Here is a 22,552-nt window from a genome sequence, read left to right as displayed (position 1 = left end):
GATCGCCGCGGCGCGGGCGCGGTTGTCGCGGACCCGACCCGTCTCCCGCACCGGCGGCGCCAGGGTGGCGGCGCTGGCGCTGGCGACCAGGCTGGGCCCGCGCCGGCGCGCCACCATCGTGCCCGCCGGCGCGTCGCGCCCGATCTCAGCGAAGCCGCGGTCGAGCAGCGCCATGACATGCTGGTCGCGCTCCACCCCGCTGGCGCCGCCGAAGACGACCGCGACCAGGCGCCTGCCGTCGCGCATGGCGCTGGCGGCGAGGTTGAAGCCGCTGGCGCGGATATAGCCGGTCTTGATGCCGTCGGCGCCGTCGTATTCGCTGAGCAGCCGGTTGTGGTTCGGCATGCTCTGGCCGCGCCAATCGAAGCGAGCGGCGCTGAAATAGGCGTAGCGGCCCGGGAAGTCGCGGATCAGCGCCCGGCTCAGCACCGCCATGTCGCGCGCGGTCGTCACCTGCGCCGGATGCGGCAGGCCGGATGCGTTGCGGAAGCTGGTATTGGCCATGCCGAGCGCGCGGGCCTTGCGCGTCATCATGCGCGCGAAAGCCACTTCGCTGCCGCCGGCGAGATGCTCGCCAAGCGCCACCGCGGCGTCGTTCGCGGATTTGGTCACCAGCGCCATGATCGCATCCCGAGCCCGGATCGTGCTGCCGGCGCGAAGCCCGAGACGGGACGGCTCCATGCCGGCCGCGTGGCGCGAGACGCGGATGCGCGTCGTTTCCGCGAGCCGGCCGCGCTGCAGGGCCTCGAAGGCGAGATAGAGGGTCATCATCTTGGTGAGCGATGCCGGGTAGCGAGCTTCGTCAGCATTCACCGCGAGCAGCACCGCGCCGGTATCCGCATCCTGCAGGAAAGCGGCGTAACGGCCGCTGCCGATCTGCGCCGCAGCGTCCCGAGGCACGAACGCCAGCAGCGCAGCCAGGATGATGATGGAAAGCATGACGGCACGCGTATGCGTGCCTGTGCTGGCACGCAGCATCGGCCCGGACTCCCCCTCCACACGCGCGGTCCCCCGACCGCGCCTGCGTCCCGTCCTCCCTTAGCCCGTCACGGCCGATCCGCCGATCGCCTGAAACCCTTCGTTACCTCGGCGCGCAAACCGTGCTGGCGCGGCGCGCGCCGGCGCGACAGGATCGGCGCAGAAGAAGCCGATCGAGGATCGTCCCATGCCGCCCGTCACCCGCCGCCTGCTGCTTGGCGCCGCCATCGCCGCCCCCGCGCTCGCGCGGGCGCAGCCGCGTTTCCCCGACCGGCCTATCAGCCTGATCGTGCCCTTCCCGCCGGGCGGCACCACCGATGTCGTGCTGCGGGCGCTGGCCGAAGGCGCGTCCCGCCATCTCGGCCAGCAGGTGGTGGTCGAGAACAAGCCGGGCGCGGCCAATACGCTCGGGCCGCAGCAGGTCGCCCGCGCCCGGCCGGATGGCTACCTGGTGACCCAGCTCCCGGCGTCCGCCGTGCGCATCCAGTTCCTGCAACGCATGCCCTATGACACGCTCCGCGACTTCACGCCGTTGCTGCACGTCTCCGGCTACACCTTCGGCGCGGTCGCCAAGGCCGGCCGCTTCCCCGGCGGCTGGGCCGATGTGGTGGCGGAAGCGAAGCGCCGCCCGGGCGTCATCACCGTCGGCAACACCGGCGCCAACGGCACGCCGCATGTCGCGATGATGGAGCTGGCGCAGCGGGAGGGGGTGGAGTTTAACCACGTCTCCTTCCGCGGTGATGCCGACGGCACCCAGGCGATCCTGGGCGGGCACCTCGACATCATGACCGGCGGATCGGGGCTCGGCGCCATGGTCGATGGCGGGCAGGCGCAATGGCTGCATGTCTGGACGCCGCAGCGCCTGCGCCGCTGGCCGGATGCACCGACGCTCGTCGAGCTCGGCCATCCCTCGATGGTCATCACCTCGCCCTTCGGCATCGTCGCACCCGCGGGCCTCGATCCCGCCATCACCCGCGTGCTGCATGACGGCTTCGCCGCCGCGATGCGCGAGCCCGGCTTCACCGCGGCGCTCGACCGCTACGACATGGTCGCGGACTACAAGGACAGCGCGGGTTATGCCGCCTTCCTGCGCGAGCTGGTGGCGCGCGAGCAGCAGACCATCGAACGGCTCAACCTGCGCACGGGGTGATTGCATTTCGCCGGCCTCCAGGGAGGCCGGCGAAGTTCAATAGGCCCTTCGGAGGAGACGGAGTGGCCGACCGGGCGCCGTGGCTTCCGCCGCGGCCGCGATCGCGGCTGCGTCGATGCCGTGGTGCCTGTAAAGGTCGCCGATGGTGCCGGTCTGGCCGAAGCGTTCGACGCCCAGCGCCCGGGCGCGGTGGCCATGCACGGAGCCGAGCCAGCCGAGCGTCGCGGGATGCCCGTCCAGCACGGTGACGATAGCGCAATGCGGTGGCAGCGGCGCCAGCAGCCGCTCCACATGCGCGGCGGCACCGGGCGCGCCGGCTTCGCGGAGGCGCTGCGCCGCGGTCCAGCCAGCATGCAAGCGATCGGCGGAGGTCACCGCCAGCAACCCGACATCGCGACGATCCTCGGCGAGCATGCCGACCGCCTGGATCGCCTCCGGCGCCACCGCGCCGGCATAAGCGATGACCACCTGCGCATTCGGACCCGGCTTCCGCACCCAATAGGCGCCCTGCAGGATGTCGTCGGCGAGATCGGGCGTCATCATGCGCCGCGGCTGTTCCAGCACGCGCGTCGAGAGGCGGAGATAGGCCGATCCGCCCGCCTCGTCCCGCAGCAGCGAGTCCGGGCCTGGCGCTTCATCGCGCTGCACGTGCGCGAAGGCGAAGCGCAGCATCACCGCGAGCTCATCCACATAGGCGGGCTCGAAGCTCGTGAGCCCGTCCTGCGCCATGCCGATCAGCGGCGTCTTGATCGACTGGTGCGCGCCGCCTTCCGGCGCCAGGGTCAGGCCGGAGGGGGTCGCCACCACGATGAAGCGCGCATCCTGGTAGCAGGCGTAGTTCAGCGCATCGAGCCCGCGTTCGATGAAGGGATCATAGAGGGTGCCGACCGGGATCAGCCGCTCACCATTGATCGCGTGCGAGAGGCCGAGTGCCGAGAGCATCAGGAACAGGTTCATCTCCGCGATGCCGAGCTCGAGGTGCTGGCCCGCCGGCGAGAAGCGCCAGTTGAAGGTCGAGGGGATGCGCTCGGCGCGGAAGAGGTCCGCCATCTCCTCCTTCGCGAAGAGGCCCTGGCGGTTCACCCAGGCACCGAGATTGGTGGAGACCGTCACGTCGGGGGAGGTCGTGACGATGCGCCGCGACAGGGCCGTGCCCTGCTTCGCGATCTCGTGCATCAGGAGGCCGAAGCCCTGCTGGGTGGAAGCGCTGGCCTGGTGCGGCAGCGTCAGCGCCTCAGGCACTGCGACCGCGGGCGCCACGAGGCGCCGCTCGCCGCCTTGCGCGAAGGGTACGACCTGGAGGTAATCGCTTAGCGTCTCGGGCGGGACGTCGAGCCCTTCGAAATGGTCCCATTCATGTCCGGGGCGGATGCGCATCGCCTGGCGCAGCAGGTCGAGCTGCGCCGGGTTCATCAGCCCCGCATGATTGTCCTTGTGCCCGGCGAGCGGCAGGCCGGCGCCCTTGATGGTATAGGCAATGAAGCAGACGGGACGGTCATGCTGGCGCGCCGCCTCGAAGGCTTCCAGCAGGGTCGGCAGGTCGTGGCCGCCGAGATTGCCCATGAGACGCGCCAGTTCCTCGTCCGAGCGGCGCTCGATCAGGGCCGAGACATCGCCCTGGTCGCCGAGGTCGTCGGTCAGCCGCTTCCGCCAGGCGGCACCGCCCTGGAAGGTGAGTGCCGAATAGAGCTGGTTCGGGCAGGCCTCGATCCAGTCCCGCAGCCGCTCGCCGCCCGGCTCGGCGAAGGCCGCGCGCTGCAGGGTGCCGTGGCGCAGCACCACCACATCCCAGCCGAAGTTGCGGAAGGTCGCCTCGAGCCGCGACCACAGGCCTTCGCGCACCACGGCGTCCAGGCTCTGGCGGTTGTAGTCGACCACCCACCAGGTGTTGCGGAGGCCATGCTTCCAGCCCTCCATCAGGGCTTCGAAGATGTTGCCCTCGTCCATCTCCGCATCGCCGATCAACGCGACCATACGGCCTTCCGGACGGCCGGTGCCCCAGCCCTTGGCGCGCACGTAATCCTGCACCAGCGAGGAGAACAGCGTCTGCGCCACGCCGAGCCCGACCGAGCCCGTGGAGAAATCCACGTCATCGCTGTCCTTGGTGCGGGACGGGTAGGATTGCGCGCCGCCGAAGCCGCGGAAATCCTCGAGCTTCTGCCGCGTCTGCCGGCCGAGCAGATACTGGATCGCGTGGAAGACCGGGGAGGCGTGCGGCTTGACCGCGACGCGATCCTCCGGCCGCAGCACTGCGAGGTACAGCGCCGTCATGATCGAGACCATGGAGGCGGAGGAGGCCTGGTGCCCGCCGACCTTCAGCCCGTCGAGGCTCGGCCGGACGTGGTTGGCGTTGTGGATGGTCCAGGTGGCGAGCCAGAGGATCTTCCGCTCCAGCTCGGAAAGCGCGCGAAGCCGCGTATCGGACATGGTGGACGCCGTTCTCGTTGATCCCGGAAGCCTAGCGGTGGCCCGAGGGCGTTTTCGGCCAAACACGCTTCCAGACCAGGCTATTTTGGCGAATGATGGTCATATTGGGCAGAAGATTGGCGGAAAATGGCTGAACATCGCCTGGACAGGACCGATCGCCGCATCATCGCGGCGCTACAGGCGGATGGAAGGCTGACCATCCAGGAGCTGTCGGAACGCTGCGGGCTCTCGCCCTCCCCCTGCCGGCGCCGCGTGCTGATGCTGGAGGAGGCCGGGGTCATCCAGGGCTACGCGGCGCTGATCGACCAGGCGAAGCTCGGCCTGCCGATGAGCGTCTTCGTCTCGGTGAAGCTGGAGCGGCAGCGGGAGGAGGAGCTCGACCGCTTCGCCAGCAGCATCGCGCACTGGCCGGAGGTGATGGATTGCTACCTGATGACCGGCCAGCGCGACTACCTGCTGCGCGTCGTGGTCCGCGACCTCGAGGCCTATCAGCGCTTCCTCATGGACAAGCTCACGCGTCTCGATGGCGTCGCCTCGATCGAATCGAGCTTCGCGCTCGGCCAGGTGAAGCGCTCGAGCGCGCTGCCGATCGTGGAGGCATGAGAGCGCGGCTCGGCCTGCATCGCTAACGAATGCTGCGGGCGCCGATACAGTCAATGTCACCAATGTCTCTCTATTGCGAATGCCGGCGATTTCGACACCCGATCCTGGCCGCACATTTGCGTGCCCCTCTGAAATCGCCACCGCTGTCTCACGTTATTACATGCGGCGGCGGTTGCGGGCCGCTGCGACGGCCGGTTCGGGGTCTGGGTCCCGGCCGTGCCCGGGAGCATCGCCATGGCAGAACGGCTTCGAGGATCCGACATCCAGCCGGCGTGGTCCGGGCGGCGATATCTCACGTCGGACCAATGCCGCGCCGCGCGCGGCCTGCTCGGCATCAGCCGGCACCGCCTCGCCGCCATGGCGCGTGTCTCCATGGCGACGCTGCTGCATTTCGAGAGCGGGCACCGCGCGATCAAGCCGCGCACGCAGGGCCTCATCCGCTCCGCCCTCGAAGCGGCGGGGGTGGAGTTCATCCCCGGCGATGGCGGCGGCGAAGGCGTGCGGTTGCGCAGGCCCCACCACGCCGGCCGCGTCGACCAGGGCTTCTTCGAGCGCCTCGCCAAGCCGGCCGGATAGCCTCCATCCGATGGGCGGCCATGCCCTGGCGCGGACACCGGTTGTGTCCGATGCTCGCTTCGTCCCGCGCCCGGCACCGCCCGCACCATGAGCTGGAGGAAACCCATGCCCGTCATCCCCGCCGACCGCCTGAAGACGATCGCCGAGGCCCTGCTCGTCGGTGCCGGCGTGCCGGCGGAGGAAGCGGCGACGGTCGCCCGGCACTGCATCGGTGCCAACCTCGCCGGGCATGATTCGCACGGCATCATCCAGATCCCGGGCTATATCGATCGCATCAAGGCGGGCCATATCGTCCCCGGCGCACCCTGGGAGATCGTGCAGGAATCACCGACCACGACCGTCGTCGACGGCCATTGGGGCTTCGGCTACGTCGCCAACGAACGCGCCATGCGGCTGACGATCGACAAGGCGCGCCAGGTCAATGTCGCGGCGACCACGGTGTTCCGCCAGGGCCATATCGGCCGTCTCGCGAGCTATCCGCTGATGGCGGCGGAAGCGGGCATGATCGGCCTGATCACCGCCGACAGCGGCCGCTCCCCCAAATCCGTGGCACCCTTCGGCGGGCGCGAGGCGCGGCTCGGCACCAACCCGATCTCGATCGCCGTGCCGTCCGACCTCGACGGGCCGCTCTTCATCGACATGGCGACCTCCGCGGTCGCGATGGGCAAGGTGAAGCTCGCCGCCGCGCGCGGCGAGGCGATCCCGCAGGGCTGGGTGGTGGACAGCGAAGGCGCGCTCACCACCGATCCGCAGAAGCTCTCCGGCGGCGCGCTGCTGCCGCTCGGCGGCCCCGGCGAGGGCTACAAGGGCTATGGCCTCGCCGTCATGGTGGAGATCCTGTGCGGGCTGCTGACCGGCCTCGGCTTCGGCGTGGAGCCGACCGGGCGGCACAATGACGGTTGCTTCATGGCGGTCTTCAAGGTGGATGCCTTCCGCCCGCTCGCCGAGTTCCGCCGCGAGGTCGGGGATCTCGCGCGCTACCTGAAGGCGACGCCGCCATCCGAGGGCAGCGGCGGCGTGCTCTACCCCGGCGAGATCGAGCACCGGCGCGAGCGCGAGCGCCGCGCGCAGGGCGTCGCGATCGAGGACGCGACCTGGGCGAAGCTGCAGGCGCTGGCGGAGGGATACGGCATCGCCGACGCGCTTGATATGGGCGCGCGGCGGGGCTGAACCGGACTGGAGCGTGATGGCTTGAGGCGGGCTCGCCGAAAGTCTGAATCACGCGATCAAACAAGGCGCCGGAGCATGAGGCGTGAGCGCTTGCGAGCGCTTGCGAGCGCTTCATGCTCCAACGGTCAGTCGAAGGTCATCCGGCCCTTGCCGGACCGCTCCTCGCGCCGCAGCCGGCGCTCGGCCATCTTGGCCGAGACCACGACGCTGGCGACCGCGCCGGCGCAGGCCGCCGCCCCGAGCAGCAGCAGGCGCTGCGCATCGCCGCCGCGGAACGAGTTCTCGACCAGCCAGAAGGCCCAGCCTCCCAGGACGATTCCGAGGCCGAGCAGCGAGAAGGCGGCGTAGGCAAGAGCATCCTCGAGACGAGGCATGGGTGGGCGATCCGGGATATGGGGGAGGAACCGCGCGTCTGGCGCGTCCCTTGATCTCGTCATGCCCACCCGGCTTTGGAAGCGGCTGAGCCCATCCCAGCGATCGGGTGAGACCCGCGTCTAGGGACTGGCTCCTCCCGCAACCACCCGTACTCACATGAGGAAGACGCCCTTGCCGTCCGCCTGGCGGTCGAACAGGGCATAGGCTTCCTCGCCTTGCTCCAGGCTCCAGCGATGGGTGAAGAGGTCGTCCACCGCGATGCCGCGCTCCACGATGAAATCGGCGGCCTCCGCCTGGCCGACGGTCGAGAAGGTCCAGGACCCGATCACCGAGAGCTGTTTGCGCAGCATGACCTGGCTGACGTCGAAGGTGAGGTCGCCGCCTTCGCCGACGAAACAAGCGGTGCCCCAGACCTTCGCGCAGCGCATCGCCGCCAGCCGCCCGGCCGCATTGCCGGAGGTGTCGAGCGTGCAGTCGGCGCCGACCCCGTGCGTGAAGTCGCGCACCGCCTCGGCCGCATCCACCTCCTGCGGGTTGACCAGCGCATCCGCGCCGAAGCGGCTCGCCGCCAGGAGGCGGTTGGCGTTGATGTCGAGCGCGATGACGCGCGCCCCCATCGCCTTCGCGAGCTGCGTCGCCGAAAGGCCGACCGGCCCCTGGCCGAAGATCGCGATGGTGTCCCGCCCGGAGACGTTGAGCCGCCGCAGCGCGCCATAGGCCGTGCCGGTCCCGCAGGAGATCGCGGCGCCGGCGGTGAAGCTGAGCGCATCGGGCAGCGGCACCAGGGTCGAGGCCGGCACCTTCATGAAATGCGCATGGCCGCCGTCATTGTTGTTGCCATAGACCGCGATCGCCTGACGCTGGCAGAGCTGCGCCCAGCCGGTGCGGCAATGCGCGCAATCCGTGCAGCCCTGGTAATGATGCACCATCATGCGGGCACCTTCGCGGATCGAGGGCGTGGCGACGCCGGCACCGATCGCGACGACGACCCCGCAAGGCTCATGCCCCGCGATCACCGGGTGCGTCGCGGCGGGGATGCCGCTGTTCTGGGTCGATCCCTTGGCGCGGCGATAATGCTTCAGGTCACTGCCGCACATGCCCGATGCCTTCATCTCCAGCACCACCTCGCCAGGGCCGGGCGATGGATCGGGGAAGCTCATCAACTCGAGCGTGCGGTCGCCGGTGAAGACGATGCCTTTCATGGGTCGCTTTCCTCATCCGTCGCGCCGTCCTGCAAGGCCGTCTTGAGAGCGGCATCGGCGCGATCGGCGATGATCGTCCTACGGCCTGGCGGGAAGCGCCAGGGGCGGCGCCATCACGGAGATGAACTGGCCAGGTGCCGGATGACAGACGGCACACCCTTCCGCGGACGGGGCCCATGGCGTAAGGGCGCGGGAAATCTCTCAGGTCCCGTGCGCGCATGATCCGTCTCGACAATATCGGCAAGCAGAATGGCAAGCAGATCCTGTTCATCGAGGCCTCCGCTTCGCTCCAGAAAGGGGAGAAGATCGGCCTCGTCGGCCCCAACGGCGCCGGCAAGACCACGCTGTTCCGGATGATCACCGGGCAGGAGCAGCCCGACGAAGGCCAGGTGGCGATCGATCGCGGCGTCACCATCGGCTATTTCAGCCAGGACGTGGGCGACATGGCCGGCCGCAGCGCCGCCGCCGAGGTCATGGACGGCGCCGGCCCGGTGAGCGAGGTGGCGACCGAGCTCAAGGAGCTGGAAGCCGCCATGGCGGATCCCGACCAGGCGGGTGACATCGACGCGATCGTCGCGCGCTATGGCGAGGTGCTGGGACGCTTCGAGGAGCTGGGCGGCTACGCGCTCGATGCCCGGGCGCGCGAGGTGCTGGCCGGCCTCGGCTTCAGCCAGGAGATGATGGACGGCGATGTCGGCGCGCTGTCCGGCGGTTGGAAGATGCGCGTGGCGCTCGCCCGCATCCTGCTGATGCGCCCCGACGCCATGCTGCTGGACGAGCCGAGCAACCACCTCGACCTCGAGAGCCTGATCTGGCTGGAGGCCTTCCTGAAGAATTATGACGGCGCGCTGCTGATGACCTCGCACGACCGCGAGTTCATGAACCGCATCGTCGGCAAGGTGCTGGAGATCGATGGTGGAGCGCTGACCGCCTATTCCGGCGACTACGAATTCTACGAGCAGCAGCGCGCGATCAACGAACGCCAGCAGCAGGCGCAGTTCGAGCGCCAGCAGGCGATGCTCGCCAAGGAGATCAACTTCATCGAGCGCTTCAAGGCGCGCGCCTCCCACGCCGCGCAGGTGCAGAGCCGGGTGAAGAAGCTCGAGAAGATCGACCGGGTGGAGCCGCCGAAGCGCCGCCAGACGGTGACCTTCGAGTTCCGGCCGGCGCCACGGTCCGGCGACGACGTGGTCAATCTGAAGCAGGTGCACAAGCGCTATGGCAGCCGGAGCATCTATGCGGGATTGGACTTCCAGGTGCGCCGCCGGGAGCGCTGGTGCGTGATGGGCATCAACGGCGCCGGCAAGTCGACCCTGCTGAAGCTGGTGGCGGGCGCGACGCCGCCGGATGACGGCACGGTGACGCTCGGTGGCAGCGTGAAGATGGGCTATTTCGCCCAGCACGCCATGGAGGTGCTGGACGGCGATCGCACCGTCTTCCAGGCGCTGGAGGACGCGTTTCCCCAGGCGGGACAAGGCTCGCTCCGCGCACTCGCCGGCTGCTTCGGCTTCTCCGGCGACGATGTCGAGAAGCGATGCCGGGTGCTCTCGGGGGGTGAGAAGGCGCGGCTGGTCATGGCGATGATGCTCTACGATCCGCCGAATTTCCTGGTGCTGGACGAGCCCACCAACCACCTGGACATGGCGACCAAGGAGATGCTGATCACGGCGCTCGCGCAATACGAGGGCACCATGCTGTTCGTCTCGCATGACCGCCACTTCCTGGCCGCGCTCTCCAACCGCGTGCTGGAGCTGACGCCGGAAGGCGTCCATGCCTATGGCGGCGGCTATACCGAGTATGTGGCACGCACCGGCCAGGAAGCGCCTGGCCTCAGGAGCTGACCGAGCAGAGGCCATGTCGTCCACCGTCCAGATCCGGCCGATCGTGCCCGCGGATGCCCCCGCGATCGCGCGCCTCATGCAGGGGCTCGGCTTCGATCATTCCGCCGCGGAGATCGGCCGGCGCCTGGCCATGGCGCCGGACCGCGCATCCGATCCGGCGCTTGTCGCGGAAGCGGAGGGGCGGGCCGCCGGCCTCATCGCCCTGCATATCGCCCCGATGCTGTTCTATCCGAAGCCAATCGCGCGCATCACGACGCTCGTCGTCGACGTGGCGACGCGGAGGCACGGCATCGGCCGTGCCCTCGTCGAAGCCACCGTCGCACTTGCGGAGGAAGCGGGCTGCGATACGCTCGAGCTCACGACCGCCCTGCACCGCGAGGAGGCGCAGGCCTTCTATCGGGCGCTCGGCTTCGACTGCACATCCTTCCGCATGGCCCTGCGCCTGCAGGGCATCACCGCAGCGAGGTGAGGCATCGCCATGAAGATCGATCTGCTCATCGTCGACAGGCGCGGCGGCCAAGGGGCCTCGGACCAGACATGCTTCGGTGGAGCACCATCCGTTCCGGCCGGCTTCGCCTGGCCCGCTTGCAAGGTCTGCGGCGGGAACATGCAGTTCCTCGGCCAGATCCGCCGCCATCGGCCGGAGCGGCTGCTGTCGCTGTTCATGTGCCAGAACCGGCCCGGCGTCTGTCTGGAATGGGAAGCGAACCGGAGGGCCAACAAGGTCATCTGCATGGGGGTCAATGGCCTGACGACGGCGTCCCTGCCCGGCAAGGGCGATGTCTCACGCCCGACGCGATACGGGGCCAGGGTGGAGGCGGCCGAGGCCGAGAATTATGAAGCGGCGCGTGCTACCTGGGAGAAGGCAGGAAAACGCCTGCGCGACGTGCTCGGGCAGATCGATGGCGCGCCCGTCTGGCTCGATAATGACGAGACGCCAGCCTGCGACCACTGCGCCAGGCCGATGCGGTTCGTGGCGCAGCTCGAAGCGGGGCCTGACAGGGATACCGAGATGAATTTCGGCGGCCGCTGCGGCTATGTCTTCGAATGCGACTGCCACGGGGGCGTCGGCAAGCTGCTGTGGTAGCGTTGCGGTCGCGCCCCGGCGGCAAGATGCCCTATCCTCCAGCCATGTCCTCCCCTTCCGCCACGCTTCGCCGCCTGACTGCCGCCGATGTGCCGCTGCTGCGCAAGCTGAACGCCCTGTTCGGTGATGCCTTCGGCGAGCCCGAGACCTATGGCGGCGCGCCGCCGACCGACGCCTATCTCGAAGGCCTGCTCGCGAAGGAGCATGTCGTCGCGATCGTGGCGATGGCGGGGGAGGAGGTGATCGGCGGCCTCGTCGCCTATGAGCTCGAGAAGTTCGAGAGGATGCGGCGTGAGTTCTATATCTACGACCTGGCGGTCGCTGCGGCGCATCGCCGACGGGGCATCGCGACGGCGCTGATCGGGCATCTCCGCGGGATCGCCGCGGCGCGCGGCGCCTGGGTCATCTATGTCCAGGCCGATCACGGCGACGACCCCGCGATCGCGCTCTATGAGAAGCTCGGCACCCGCGAGGAGGTGCTGCATTTCGACATCACGGTCGAGGCGCCGTCTCCAGCCCGAGTTCCTTCTGCTTCTTCTTCGGCAACCCCTGCGCGATGAGCCAGTGGGATTGGCGGATGTGGTCCCGCAGCGTGGCGTCGCGCAGCCCGGGTTTTGCGAAGTGCTGGATCCAGGTCAGGCCGCGCGACGCGAGATAGGGCGCGGGGCGCAGGCCGGGCTGGTCCTTCAGCACCTCATAGGCAATGCCGCTCACCTTGAAGGTGACCCAGAGCACGCCATCATGCGCGCCGCCGATCGCGAAGACCTTGCCCCCGACCTTCCAGACATCTGCCCCACCCCACTGCACCACATGCGTGGTCGCGGGCAGGGCGCGGCAGAAGGCGTTGAATTCCGCACCGGTCATGTCACCCCCGATCCGGCGGATAATCCGTTCGCCACCATGCCCTCCCCGACGCCGACGGCCTCCGTCGGCAGCACGCTAGAGCATGATGCGTTCGCATCCGCTCACACACCATGCTCCAGCCCCATCGTTTGATCGCGTGATTCAGACTTTTCGGCGATTCCGCCTCAAGCCATCACGCTCTGGGCCAGCCGCAGAATTGCATCGACCGTGGCCGCGATCGGCTGCCGTGCGTCGATCTCGTGGTCGGCGGATTCCCGCAGCAGCGGCTCGATCGTCGCGATGAGGTCTGTCACCTTCCGCCGCTCTTCCGCCATGTGACCATAGCCGTCCAGGGAGCGGGCCGCGAGCCGCTCCATGATCGTGGCGAGCGGTGCCGAGAGCAGGATGACGGTGTCGATCAGCGGATAGAAGCGCTCCATGTTTTCGGCGCAGCCGCTGACGAAGAGCAGGCCCTCGCCCGGCCGGGACAGCAGCGCGCGGACGCGCTCCTCCTGCCAGACCCAGTCCTTCCCCGCGGCCGGCGTCAGTGCATCCGCGGGATCGGCGACGACCCATTCGGACCATTCCGGCGTATCGAGGTCATGGGCCTGATGGCCGCGCGCGGCCAGCTCCCGGACTGCCGCGGACTTCCCGGTCCCGGACATGCCGGTGATCAGCACGCGCCGGATGGTCAACCCGCCTTCCCGGTTCTGCGGCGCGGCGCAGCGTCCTTCTCGGCCGCTGCCGGGCCTGATGCGGTGAAGGGCTCCAGCGCGCCGGTGTCGAGGACCTGTGCGACACAATCATTCACATGCACCGCGAGCACCGCCCGCGCTGTTGCCGCATCCCGCGCGAGGGCGCAGTCGAGCAGCCGGCGATGCTCCTCCGCCGCGGCCGCGCCGCGGAAGACCACGGCCACCATCTGGTAGCGCAGATAGCGGTCATAGACGGCGGCATGCGCCTGCAGCAGCGCCTTGGACCCGCAGGCCGCGATCAGCGCGTGGTGGAATTCCCAGTCGTAGCGCTTCCACAGCACGGGCTCCGCCGGCTCCCCCGCCAGCAGGCGCTTTTCCATGGCGGCGAGCTTGTGGTGCGCCGCGACGACCCGCCCTTCCCACTCAAGCCCGCCAGCCGCGAAGGACTGGTCGAGCGCATGGCACTCCAGCAGCAGGCGAAGCTCTGCGACCTCGCGCAGGTCGGTGGCCGAGATCGGCGCCACCTCGAAGCCGCGCTGCCCCTCGGCGGTCACCAATTCCTCGGCCGCCAGCCGGGCCAGCAGCTCGCGCAGGGTGCTGATGCTCGCGCCATAGGCCTGGCGCATGCCGTCGAGCGCCAGCCGCCGGCCGGGCGCCAGCCGGCCAAAGATGATGTCGGCCCTGATCCGCCGATACGCGGCCTCGCCGATCGATTCCTCGTCCGTCACCCATCCGCCTCCGAAGCCACCGATAGGGTGCACCGGGCCCCGGCTGCCGCCAAGCACGCCTCATTATACCAGATATTATTCTTATCATCCTATGATTCGGATTTCATAGGTTGACTTCCAGTCGATCGGAGACCAGCGTCGCGGCAGCTCATTGGGGAAACGGCAATGGGACAAAGCGGCGTCCGACGCTCACGGCCAGCCTGCGGGGCGATGTCGTGCAGCGCGTGATCCATGTGCTCAACGGCCCCAACCTCAACCGCCTCGGCAGGCGGGAGCCGGAGATCTACGGCTCCACCACCCTCGCGGAGGTCGAGGCCATGTGCCGCGACGCCGCCGGCGACGACCGGCTCGTCTTCCGCCAGACCAACCATGAGGGGCAACTCGTGGACTGGATCCACGACGCCATCGATCAGCCCGCGGATGGCATCGTCATCAACCCCGCCGGCCTGAGCTTCCGCTCGATCCCGGTGCTTGACGCGCTCAGGATGGTCGGCTGCCCGCTCATCGAGCTGCACATCTCGAACATCCATCGCCGCGATGCCCTCCATCAACACTCGCTCGTCTCGACGGTGGCGACCGCGGTGATCGCCGGCCTGGGCGCCCGCGGCTACGCCACAGCGGTCCGCGCCTTGCGCGAATTGATCGAGGAAGGCGCGCACCCGCCCAACCCGCCGTCCTGACGACATACGCGAGGGAGAAGGTCCATGAACAAGATCCGGGAGACCGGCGGGGCGATCCGCAGACGGGCGATGCTGGCGGCAGTGCCGGGCCTGGCGCTCGCCGGCGCCGCCGGGGCGCAGCCCATGCCCTACCCGGTGCGGCCGGTGACCGTCATCGTGCCTTTCGCACCCGGCGGCTCCACCGACTTCGTGGCGCGGCTGCTCGCGCAGCATCTCTCCGCCACGCTCGGCGGTTCCTTCGTGGTCGAGAACCGCGCCGGGGCGGCCGGCACCGTCGGCCACGGCGCCGTCGCCCGCGCGCGGCCCGACGGCTACACGCTGGACGTCGCGCCGACCGGCACCTTCGCCGTCGCGCCCTATCTCTTCAGCCCGCTGCCCTATGACAATGACCGGGCCTTCAGCCCTATCAGCCTGTTGGCGAGCAACGCCATGTTCGTCTGCGTGCATGCCGGCAGCGGGATCGGCAGCTTCGCAGCACTTCTCGCGGCGGCGAAGACAGCACCCGGCCGGCTCTCCTATGCCTCGCCGGGCACCGGCACGGTCGGGCATCTGGCGCCGGAGCTGATGCTGGACATGGCGGGCATCGACATGCTCCACGTCCCCTATCGCTCCGGCGGGCTGCAAACCCAGGCGTTGCTGGCGCGCGAGACGCATGCGGCGCTGATCGATGCGGTCACCGCGCTGCCCTATATGCAGTCGGGCGAGCTCCGGGCGCTGGCGGTCACCAGCCGCGAACGCAACAGCAAGGCGCCCGATGTTCCGGCGCTCGCCGAGAGCGGCCTGCCCGGCTATCACGCCACCAATGATTTCGGCTTCTTCGCCCCTGCCGGCACGCCCGCGCCCATCGTGCAGCGCCTGGCGGACGGCGCGCGGGAGGCGCTGAACAACGCCGAAGTCCGCGCCAGGCTGGACGCCGCGGCGATCGACGTCATCGGTGGGTCGGCCGAGGCCTTCCCGCCCTATCTCGCCGAGGAGGGGCGGCGCTGGGGCGACCTCATCCGCCGCCGCAGCATCAAGCCGGAATAGCGCCTCGGCCCGCCTCCGCCGCATGCCGCCACACCACGCCGCCGCGCATGACGAAGGCAACGCGCCGCACCAGCGCGATGTCGCGGCGGGGATCGCCGGGAAGGGCGACGATATCGGCCTCCAGCCCCGGCGCCAGCGCGCCGATGCGCCCCTCCATGCCGAGCACGGCGGCGCCGTTGACGGTGCCGGCCAGCAGTGCGCCCTCCTCCGTCATGCCCGCCTCGACCAGCAGCTCCATCTCCATCGCGTCGGGGCCAAGCGGCGTGAGAGGATGCCCCACGAAGTCGGTCCCCGCCGCGATCCGCACGCCGTGGCGCAGCGCGAGCGCGAGCGAGTGGCGCTGCACCGCGCGGTGCCGGCGCCATCCGGCGGCGACCGCCGGCGGCGCGCGTTCCACGCGGAGCGCCGGCAGCGACAGCGTCGGGACCAGCCAGGTCCCGCTGTCGGCCATGCGCCGCGCCGTCTCCTCGCTGGCTCCATGCCCATGCTCCACGCTGTCCACGCCGGCATCCAGCGCCTGGCGCACCGCGGCATCGCCAATCGCATGCGTCGCGACGCAGAGGCCGTTGCGATGCGCCTCCTGCACGGCGGCCTGCGTCTCCTCATCCGAATAGGAGAGGCGCAAGCGGGCGGGGTCGTCGCCCCAGGGACGCAGCGCGTCCGTGTGCTCACCGACCGAGCCGCCGATCTTGATGAAATCGGCGCCGCCGCGCAGCCGTTCCCGCACGCGCCGCCGCACCTCCTCCGCGCCGTCGGCGTAGAGGCCGAGCTCCTCCGCCCAGCGCAGCGGCCAGGCGGCAGGGTCCCAGGTGCCGGCGCGCGAGCAGATGGCTTCGCCCGCGGCGACGATGTGCGGACCGGGGATCACACCCTCCCGCACCGCGCGCGCCAGCGCCGGGCCGAGCGGCCCGCCGCAGCAGCGCACCGCCGTGACGCCTTGGTCGAGCAGGGCCTTCAGCTCGGCGACCGCGCGCGCCGCGCGGTAGGCGGAAGGCCAGCTCCAGAAGGCCGCGGGGTCGGAGAGGTCGAGGCCCCAGAGGTGCAGGTGCGCGTCCACGAAGCCCGGCAGCAGCCAATGGTTGCCGAGATCGATGATGGAAGCGGCCGCGGGCCCCGGACCCTCACCCTGGCGACCGAGCCAGGCGATGCGGCCTTTCGCGACATGCAGCTCGGCCGGCGTCACCACGCCCCCTTGGCACCCGGTCCAGGCGCCGGCGGCGTGCAGGATCACATCGGTCATGGAAGCCTCTCCCGCTTCTTGTAACACACCAGTTCGTACAATAGCCTTCGCGCGTCCAGGAATGACAATCCGCGGCCCATCGGCCGTCATCGGGAGGAGACACGCCCATGAGCCTGTACCGCCGCCATCTTCTCGCCGCCTCCGCGGCGGGCTTGACCGGCCTCGGCGCGCGGGGCGTCTCCGCGCAGGCCGCCTGGCCCAATCGCGCCGTCGCTGTCATGGTCCCTTTCGCGCCCGGCGGCTCCACCGATTTCGTCGCGCGGCTGCTCGCGCAGGAACTTTCGACCGCGCTCGGCCAGCAATTCGTGGTGGACAACCGCGCCGGCGCCAGCGGCACGGTGGGCATGACCTTCCTCGCCCGCGCGCGGCCGGATGGCTACACGGTGGGCGTCGTGCCGAACGGCACCTTCGCCATGGCGCCCGCGATGTTCGATCGCCTGCCCTATGACAACGAAACCGCCTTCGCGCCAATCGGCATGCTGGCGAGCAACGCCATGTTCCTCTGTGTCGCGCCGGACAGCCCGCACCGCAGCCTGACCGATCTGCTGGCGGCCTCCCGTGCGGCGCCGGGCACGCTGAGCTTCGCCTCGGCGGGATCGGGCGTCGCCAACCATCTCGGGCCCGAGCTGCTGCAGGACATGGCGGACATCCGATGGCTGCACGTGTCCTATCGCAGCGGCGCCGCGGGCGTGCAGGCGGTGATCGCGAAGGAGACCACGCTCTCCTTCGTCGACAGCGTCACCGCCATCCCCTATCTGCGCGACCGCACGCTGCGTGCCCTCGGCTATTCGGGGTCGGAGCGCAGCCCGCAGGCGCCGGATGTCCCGACCATCGCGGAGCAGGGCTTCCGGGATTACCGGGCCAGCACGGATTTCGGCTTCTTCGCCCCGGCCGGCACACCGGAGCCGATCATCGAGCAGCTTGGGACGGCGATGCGCCGCATCATGCTCTCGCCCGCCACCAAGGCACGGCTGGAGCCGCTGGCCATCGACCCCGTGGGCGGCACGCCGGCCGAGTTCGGACCCTATGCGGCCGCCGAGCGCGCGAAATGGGGTGCGCTGATCCGGCGCAGGAACATCAGGCCGGAATAGTCGCCCGCAATGTCGCGAAGGCGCCGCAGGTCAGGTCACGCAGCAAGGCGCTCACGAAGCCGCGGCGCCGCGAAATCGAGGAAAGCCCGAAGCTTCAGGGGGAGCGGCCGCTGCGGGAGATAGACCAGTTGCACCGGCGACGCCGCGTGCTCGAACGCCGTCAGCAACTCGACGAGGAGCCCATCGGCGACGGCCTTCGCGGCCTGGTAGGAGAGCACGCGGGTGATCCCGAGCCCGGAGACGGCGGCGTCGATCGCCGCCTCGGCGGTGTTCACGGACAGCCGGGAGCGGATCGGCACATGCAGCTCGCGCTTGCCGTCCAGGAAGGTCCATGACCTGGCCGAGGTGACGCCCTCGAAGGTGATGCAGGCATGGTCCTGCAGATCGCGCGGATGCTCAGGCCTGCCGTGCCGCCTCAGGTAATCCGGCGCCGCATAGACGACACGGCGAATCTCTCCGAGCCGCGTCGCGATCAGCTCGCTGTCCGGCAGGCTGCCGATCCTGAGCGCCGTGTCGATCGGCTCCTCCAGGAGGTTCGAGAAGCGGTCGCCCAGGGCCAGGCGAAGATTGATGTCCGGGTGGAGCTTCAGAAACTCGACGACGATCGGCAGCACGTGCAGCCGCCCGAAGACGATCGGCGCCGTCACGGTGAGATCGCCTTTGGGAACGCTGTACTCACCCGCGGCGGTCCTCTCCGCCTCCTCCACCCGGGCGAGGATCTCGCGGGCGGCTTCGACATAGGCACGGCCCACTTCGGTCAGCACGATCCTGCGGTTCGTGCGCGTCAGTAGCTGCGCCTTCAGACGGGCTTCGAGGTCGGACACCTTCCGGCTGATCGTCGCCAGCGGCACCCGGAGTTCGCGCGAGGCCGCGGAGAGGCTGCCATGTTCGACAACCGCCAGCAGCACGGTCATGGCATCGAAGCGGTCCACCCATCCTCCCATAAAATGGTAGTCAGCCTTTCACATTAGCAGCCTCCCGCCGACCGGTGGAAGGACGTAGGTCGGACCACGAGGCATCGCTGCTGCGCCGGGCACCATGCCCGCCGAGCGCCGATCCCCGACCAGGAGAATCGCCATGAAGCTCTACGTCCATCCGCTGTCCGGCCACGCGCACCGGGCGCACCTGTTCCTGTCGCTGCTCGGGACACCGTTCGAGCTCGTCGAGGTCGATCTCGGTGCCCGAGCCCAGAAATCCCCGGAATTCCTGAAGCTCAATCGCTTCGGCCAGGTCCCCGTCCTGGACGACGACGGCACCGTCATCAGCGATTCCAACGCGATCCTCGTCTATGTCGCGAAGAAGCGCGGCCGCACCGACTGGCTGCCCGAGGATGCCGCGGCGGCGGCCAAGGTGCAGCGGTGGCTGTCGGTCGCCGCCGGCGAGATCGCCTATGGCCCCGCCGCCGCCCGGCTCATCACCGTGTTCGGCGCGAGTTTCCGCGCCGATGAGGTGATCGCCAGGGCGCACCGCATCCTGGCGCTGCTCGAGGCCGAGTTGACGGACCGCGCCTTCATCGTCGGCGACGGGCCGACGATCGCCGACGTCGCCCTGTACAGCTACGTCGTCAATGCGCCGGAAGGGAATGTCGATCTGGCCGGCTATCCCCATGTCCGCGCGTGGCTTTCCCGCATCGAAAGCCTCGACGGCTTCGTCCCGTTCCAGAAGACCGCGACGGGCCTGCGCGCCTGACGCCCCATCACCCTCCGCCCCATCACCTCGGCAAGGAAGCCCGCCATGTCGGCGCAGACAGAGCAGATCGTCGCATCGCCTTGGCATGAAGGCGAGCTTGCGATCCAACGCAGCGTCGGCGCGGCCGAACGCATGGATGGGCCGGGGCGGCGATTCATCCGCAGGTTCATGCCCGAGCAGCACCGGGTTTTCTATCCGATGCTGCCGTTCATCGTGCTCGGCGCCGTCGATGGAAACGGCGATGTCTGGGCGACGATGCGGGCGGAGAAGCCGGGCTTCATGCAGGCGCCGGATCCGCAGACCCTCGAACTCCGCCTGCCGCGCGATCCCGCGGACCCCGCGGATGCCGGCATGGAGGACGGTGATGCGATCGGCATGCTCGGCATCCAGTTGGAGACGCGCCGCAGGAACAGGCTGAACGGCAACATCCGCCGCAGCAGCGAGCGCGCATTCACGGTGCAGGTCGACCAGAGCTTCGGCAACTGCCCCCGCTACATCCATCTTCGCGACTTCGCATTCGCGCGCGGTCCGGATGTACCGCCGGGCCGGCCCGCGATCCAGCTCGACGGCCTGGACCGGCGCGCGCGGGACATGATCGCGGCGGCGGACAGCTTCTTCGTCGCGTCCTATGTCGATCATGGGGCGGGCGGGCGGCAGGTGGACGTGTCGCATCGGGGCGGCAAGGCGGGCTTCGTCCGCATCGGCCCGGATGACGTGCTGACCATCCCGGATTTCGACGGCAATCTCTTCTTCAACACCTTGGGCAATTTCGTCGTGAACCCGAAGGCCGGCTTGCTCTTGGTGGACTTCGCGACCGGCGACATGCTGCAGATGGCGGGGCGCGCGGAGGTCATCCTGGACTCGCCGGAGATCGCTGCCTTTCGGGGCGCCGAACGCCTGTGGCGTTTCGCACCGGAGAAGGTGGTCCACCGTCCCGCGGGCATGCCGCTGCGCTGGACCTTCACGGAGGCCGGCCGGTCGCCGAATTCGCTGATGACCGGCAGTTGGCGAGAGGCCGATGACAGGCTCCGAGCGGTCGCCCTCGCCGGGCAATGGCGCCCGTTCCGCATCACCCGCATTATCGATGAAAGCACGACCATCCGCTCGCTTCATCTCGAGCCCATGGACGGCGCCGGGGTCATCGCCCACCAGGCCGGCCAGCATCTGCCGATCCGGGTGACGCTCCCCGGCGAAACCGAGCCGCGACAGCGCCGCTACACCCTGTCGGCGCCGGCATCCGCCGGTGGCTATCGGATCAGCGTCAAGCGCCTGGGCCTCGTCTCCACCCACCTGCATGGATTCAAGGAGGGAGATGTTATCGATGTGCGGGCACCCGCCGGCGGCTTCACCATCGACGCGGCCGAACGGCGCCCGGCGGTTCTGCTCGCGGCCGGCGTCGGCATCACGCCCTTGATCGCGATGCTGCGCCACGTCGTCGATGAGGGGAAGCGCACGCGCCACATGCGGCCGACATGGCTCTTTCAGTCGGCCCGGACCGTGGGCGAGCGGCCTTTCGATCAGGAGATCGCGGCGTTGGTCGAGGCTGGCGAGGGGAAGCTGCGCGTGGTCCGGACGCTGAGTTCTCCGGACGGCGCTGTCGCGGGCAGAGACTACGATGCCGCGGGCCACGTCGACATCACGCTGCTGCAATCGCACCTGCCCTTCGGACAGTACGATTTCTATCTCTGCGGTCCCGCGCCGTTCATGCAGTCGCTCTATGACGATCTGCGCGGCATGGATGTCGCCGACGCGCGCATTCACGCCGAAGCGTTCGGGCCTTCCTCCCTGAAGCGCCGGGCGGATGCGGGTGAAGAGGCTGCGCTCAAGGCGCCTGCATCGGCCTCCGTCCACGTCCTCTTCACCGAATCGGGCAAGGAGGCGCGCTGGGAACCCGGCACCGGCACCCTGCTGGAACTCGCGGAGGCTCGGGGCCTGTCGCCGGATTTCAACTGCCGAAGCGGCAGTTGTGGGACCTGCCGAACCCCGATCCTGGAAGGCGCCGTCACCTATCGGTCGAAGCCGTCCTTCCCGGTGGCGGAAGGAGAGGCTTTGATCTGCAGCGCCATCCCGGCGGAGGATGCGGCCGGCAAGCTGCATCTGTCGCTATGAGCAGATCACCGACGGCATCCCGCGCGGCGCAGAGCGGAACAGCCGACGCCGCTTCCATCGATGTCGCGGAGAGGTACCATGGCGCGCCCGAGCGGGAAGATCTGCGCCTGCTCGTCGCGACCGGGCGCCCGTCCGCTGAAGCCTGTCACTGGCTGCCGCCGCCCTCGGCGGACGCCGTCAGTGTCGCGGCTTCAGAAGTTGGCGCAGCATCGAGGGAACGATGATGCGGTGAAACGGGAGCACAGCTGCGAGATAGACACGGCCCAGGAGATTATGCGTGCGCACCAGGGTCGTCGCAGTCACGCGGCGGCGGCCGCTCGCCGGGGCGACGTCCACGACCACGCGGAAATCCAGATGCTTGTCGTCAAAGCCAGCGACCAGGCGCTCGGGCGACTCGCTCACGACGGGAAAGACGCCGATCACCTCTGGTGTTCCTGCCCTGCCAGGGACCGGCGTCTTGAGGCCGAATGGCGTGACGAGAAAGTTGCGCACGGCCATCAGGCCGTTGATCCAGCCTGGCAAGGAACCCAGCATGCCCTCGGCCGCCATCCGAGCGTCGAGCGCCGGGGCGTCGATGGCAATGCCATAGGCGTCGATGAACTGCGCCCCGGTCAGCAGCGTGTCGGCTGCAATGTCCGGCCTCATGGTTTGAACGTTGATGCTCGCCCTCCTAGGGGAACAGGGAAATGCTGCCCACGCTTGTAGCCGTTCTCTCCCGGTCCGAACACGCTCCGGAGCCGAGACCCTGCGACTGCAGCGGATTGCGGGAGCGCGCAGCGCGCGAGCAGGCAAGCAGGTCGTCGACGTCGATCCACAGCGTCATCTTGGTTGGCATCCCTTTCAGGAATGGCCCATCGCGCCGGCCACCAGCGCCGATCGAGGTCGATCTCGAGGCGGTGGCGGCTGGCTGCCGATGGCGTGTCACGCCCATGCTGCGTGCCCTGAAAGCCCTGTTACTGTTCTCGGAAGGCGCGGTGGAAGCTGTCGAGGACGGGCTGGATCATGTAGCGCAGGAAGGACCTGGCGCCGATCTGGACCATGG

The 22,552-nt window shown here is 69.3% G+C and carries 23 protein-coding genes; 13 read left to right on the top strand and 10 right to left on the bottom strand.

The genetic code is table 11. From position 1 onward, the window contains the following. Positions 1–978 (bottom strand): D-alanyl-D-alanine carboxypeptidase family protein (locus GXW71_RS31365; protein ID WP_246527061.1); only part of this gene is annotated, 978 nt, incomplete at its 3' end. 187 nt (positions 979–1,165) lie between these two features. Here GXW71_RS31365 and GXW71_RS31360 point away from each other — a divergent pair. After that, entirely contained in the window at positions 1,166–2,128 is a 963-nt protein-coding gene (locus tag GXW71_RS31360; protein ID WP_211857138.1) for a tripartite tricarboxylate transporter substrate binding protein, read from the top strand. A 36-nt stretch (positions 2,129–2,164) separates the two neighbouring features. On the opposite strand, the gene GXW71_RS31355 is transcribed toward GXW71_RS31360, so the two are convergent. Next, the gene (locus GXW71_RS31355; RefSeq protein WP_211857129.1) at positions 2,165–4,555 is read right to left on the bottom strand and encodes a 1-deoxy-D-xylulose-5-phosphate synthase N-terminal domain-containing protein; all 2,391 of its coding nucleotides are present in this window, start codon (positions 4,553–4,555) and stop codon (positions 2,165–2,167) included. Positions 4,556–4,681: 126 nt separating this feature from the next. Here GXW71_RS31355 and GXW71_RS31350 point away from each other — a divergent pair, with 126 nt between their 5' ends. The 3 genes from GXW71_RS31350 (at position 4,682) to GXW71_RS31340 (ending at position 6,904) form a co-directional block, all read left to right on the top strand. Continuing rightward, positions 4,682–5,158, top strand: a complete 477-nt coding sequence (locus GXW71_RS31350; protein ID WP_211857127.1) for an Lrp/AsnC family transcriptional regulator — start codon at positions 4,682–4,684, stop codon at positions 5,156–5,158. Positions 5,159–5,392: 234 nt separating this feature from the next. Continuing rightward, complete coding sequence (locus GXW71_RS31345; protein WP_211857125.1) at positions 5,393–5,734, top strand: helix-turn-helix domain-containing protein; 342 nt, start codon at positions 5,393–5,395, stop codon at positions 5,732–5,734. A 105-nt stretch (positions 5,735–5,839) separates the two neighbouring features. Then, positions 5,840–6,904 carry an Ldh family oxidoreductase gene (locus GXW71_RS31340; protein WP_211857116.1) on the top strand — a complete coding sequence of 355 codons (1,065 nt, stop codon included), beginning with the start codon at positions 5,840–5,842 and terminating at the stop codon, positions 6,902–6,904. Positions 6,905–7,029: 125 nt separating this feature from the next. Here the strand turns inward: GXW71_RS31340 and GXW71_RS31335 are convergent, their stop codons facing one another. Then, positions 7,030–7,278, bottom strand: coding sequence for a hypothetical protein (locus GXW71_RS31335; protein WP_211857114.1), 249 nt, complete (start codon positions 7,276–7,278; stop codon positions 7,030–7,032). Positions 7,279–7,431: 153 nt separating this feature from the next. After that, positions 7,432–8,481 (bottom strand): zinc-dependent alcohol dehydrogenase family protein, encoded by a 1,050-nt coding sequence (locus GXW71_RS31330; protein WP_211857112.1) that lies wholly within the window; start codon positions 8,479–8,481, stop codon positions 7,432–7,434. Between the two features lie 218 nt (positions 8,482–8,699). Between GXW71_RS31330 and GXW71_RS31325 the strand changes: the two genes are divergently transcribed. The 4 genes from GXW71_RS31325 to GXW71_RS31310 are packed head-to-tail and all read left to right on the top strand — an operon-like array spanning position 8,700 to position 11,969. Next, complete coding sequence (locus GXW71_RS31325; protein WP_211857110.1) at positions 8,700–10,322, top strand: ABC-F family ATP-binding cassette domain-containing protein; 1,623 nt, start codon at positions 8,700–8,702, stop codon at positions 10,320–10,322. 13 nt (positions 10,323–10,335) lie between these two features. Further along, positions 10,336–10,791 carry a GNAT family N-acetyltransferase gene (locus GXW71_RS31320; RefSeq protein ID WP_211857108.1) on the top strand — a complete coding sequence of 152 codons (456 nt, stop codon included), beginning with the start codon at positions 10,336–10,338 and terminating at the stop codon, positions 10,789–10,791. A 9-nt stretch (positions 10,792–10,800) separates the two neighbouring features. Next, the gene (locus tag GXW71_RS31315) at positions 10,801–11,409 is read left to right on the top strand and encodes a hypothetical protein (protein ID WP_211857106.1); all 609 of its coding nucleotides are present in this window, start codon (positions 10,801–10,803) and stop codon (positions 11,407–11,409) included. Between the two features lie 44 nt (positions 11,410–11,453). Further along, entirely contained in the window at positions 11,454–11,969 is a 516-nt protein-coding gene (locus GXW71_RS31310; protein ID WP_211857142.1) for an AAC(3)-I family aminoglycoside N-acetyltransferase, read from the top strand. Here the strand turns inward: GXW71_RS31310 and GXW71_RS31305 are convergent. From GXW71_RS31305 to GXW71_RS31295, 3 genes are all read right to left on the bottom strand, one after another. Continuing rightward, positions 11,902–12,273 (bottom strand): MmcQ/YjbR family DNA-binding protein, encoded by a 372-nt coding sequence (locus GXW71_RS31305; RefSeq protein WP_211857104.1) that lies wholly within the window; start codon positions 12,271–12,273, stop codon positions 11,902–11,904. The genes GXW71_RS31310 and GXW71_RS31305 overlap by 68 nt on opposite strands. Positions 12,274–12,437: 164 nt before the next feature. Continuing rightward, on the bottom strand, positions 12,438–12,947 hold the full coding sequence (locus GXW71_RS31300) for an AAA family ATPase (RefSeq protein ID WP_211857102.1): 510 nt from the start codon (positions 12,945–12,947) through the stop codon (positions 12,438–12,440). Then, positions 12,944–13,675 (bottom strand): GntR family transcriptional regulator, encoded by a 732-nt coding sequence (locus GXW71_RS31295; protein WP_367617404.1) that lies wholly within the window; start codon positions 13,673–13,675, stop codon positions 12,944–12,946. The genes GXW71_RS31300 and GXW71_RS31295 overlap by 4 nt, the downstream gene beginning before the upstream one ends. A gap of 215 nt (positions 13,676–13,890) precedes the next feature. Here GXW71_RS31295 and GXW71_RS31290 point away from each other — a divergent pair, with 215 nt between their 5' ends. Both GXW71_RS31290 and GXW71_RS31285 read left to right on the top strand, forming a co-directional pair. Further along, positions 13,891–14,355 carry a type II 3-dehydroquinate dehydratase gene (locus tag GXW71_RS31290; RefSeq protein ID WP_211857099.1) on the top strand — a complete coding sequence of 155 codons (465 nt, stop codon included), beginning with the start codon at positions 13,891–13,893 and terminating at the stop codon, positions 14,353–14,355. 24 nt (positions 14,356–14,379) lie between these two features. After that, entirely contained in the window at positions 14,380–15,381 is a 1,002-nt protein-coding gene (locus GXW71_RS31285) for a Bug family tripartite tricarboxylate transporter substrate binding protein (RefSeq protein ID WP_211857097.1), read from the top strand. Here the strand turns inward: GXW71_RS31285 and GXW71_RS31280 are convergent. Continuing rightward, positions 15,368–16,621, bottom strand: coding sequence for an amidohydrolase family protein (locus tag GXW71_RS31280; RefSeq protein WP_211857095.1), 1,254 nt, complete (start codon positions 16,619–16,621; stop codon positions 15,368–15,370). The genes GXW71_RS31285 and GXW71_RS31280 overlap by 14 nt on opposite strands. A 107-nt stretch (positions 16,622–16,728) precedes the next feature. Here GXW71_RS31280 and GXW71_RS31275 point away from each other — a divergent pair, with 107 nt between their 5' ends. Next, positions 16,729–17,712: a Bug family tripartite tricarboxylate transporter substrate binding protein gene (locus GXW71_RS31275; RefSeq protein WP_211857093.1), complete on the top strand. Its 984-nt coding sequence runs from the start codon at positions 16,729–16,731 to the stop codon at positions 17,710–17,712. A gap of 35 nt (positions 17,713–17,747) precedes the next feature. Here GXW71_RS31275 and GXW71_RS31270 read toward each other — a convergent pair whose 3' ends face one another. Further along, positions 17,748–18,644 (bottom strand): LysR family transcriptional regulator, encoded by an 897-nt coding sequence (locus GXW71_RS31270; protein WP_211857091.1) that lies wholly within the window; start codon positions 18,642–18,644, stop codon positions 17,748–17,750. 106 nt (positions 18,645–18,750) lie between these two features. Between GXW71_RS31270 and GXW71_RS31265 the strand changes: the two genes are divergently transcribed. Next, entirely contained in the window at positions 18,751–19,401 is a 651-nt protein-coding gene (locus tag GXW71_RS31265) for a glutathione S-transferase family protein (RefSeq protein ID WP_456316000.1), read from the top strand. Positions 19,402–19,446: 45 nt separating this feature from the next. Further along, positions 19,447–21,510 (top strand): 2Fe-2S iron-sulfur cluster-binding protein, encoded by a 2,064-nt coding sequence (locus GXW71_RS31260; RefSeq protein WP_211857089.1) that lies wholly within the window; start codon positions 19,447–19,449, stop codon positions 21,508–21,510. Positions 21,511–21,687: 177 nt separating this feature from the next. Here the strand turns inward: GXW71_RS31260 and GXW71_RS31255 are convergent, their stop codons facing one another. After that, positions 21,688–22,155, bottom strand: coding sequence for a DUF2867 domain-containing protein (locus GXW71_RS31255; RefSeq protein WP_211857087.1), 468 nt, complete (start codon positions 22,153–22,155; stop codon positions 21,688–21,690). Positions 22,156–22,552 lie beyond the last annotated feature (397 nt).

Source organism: Plastoroseomonas hellenica (genome assembly GCF_018129085.1).
GTDB classification, from domain to species: domain Bacteria; phylum Pseudomonadota; class Alphaproteobacteria; order Acetobacterales; family Acetobacteraceae; genus Plastoroseomonas; species Plastoroseomonas hellenica.
This window is presented reverse-complemented; position numbering and strand designations above follow the sequence as displayed.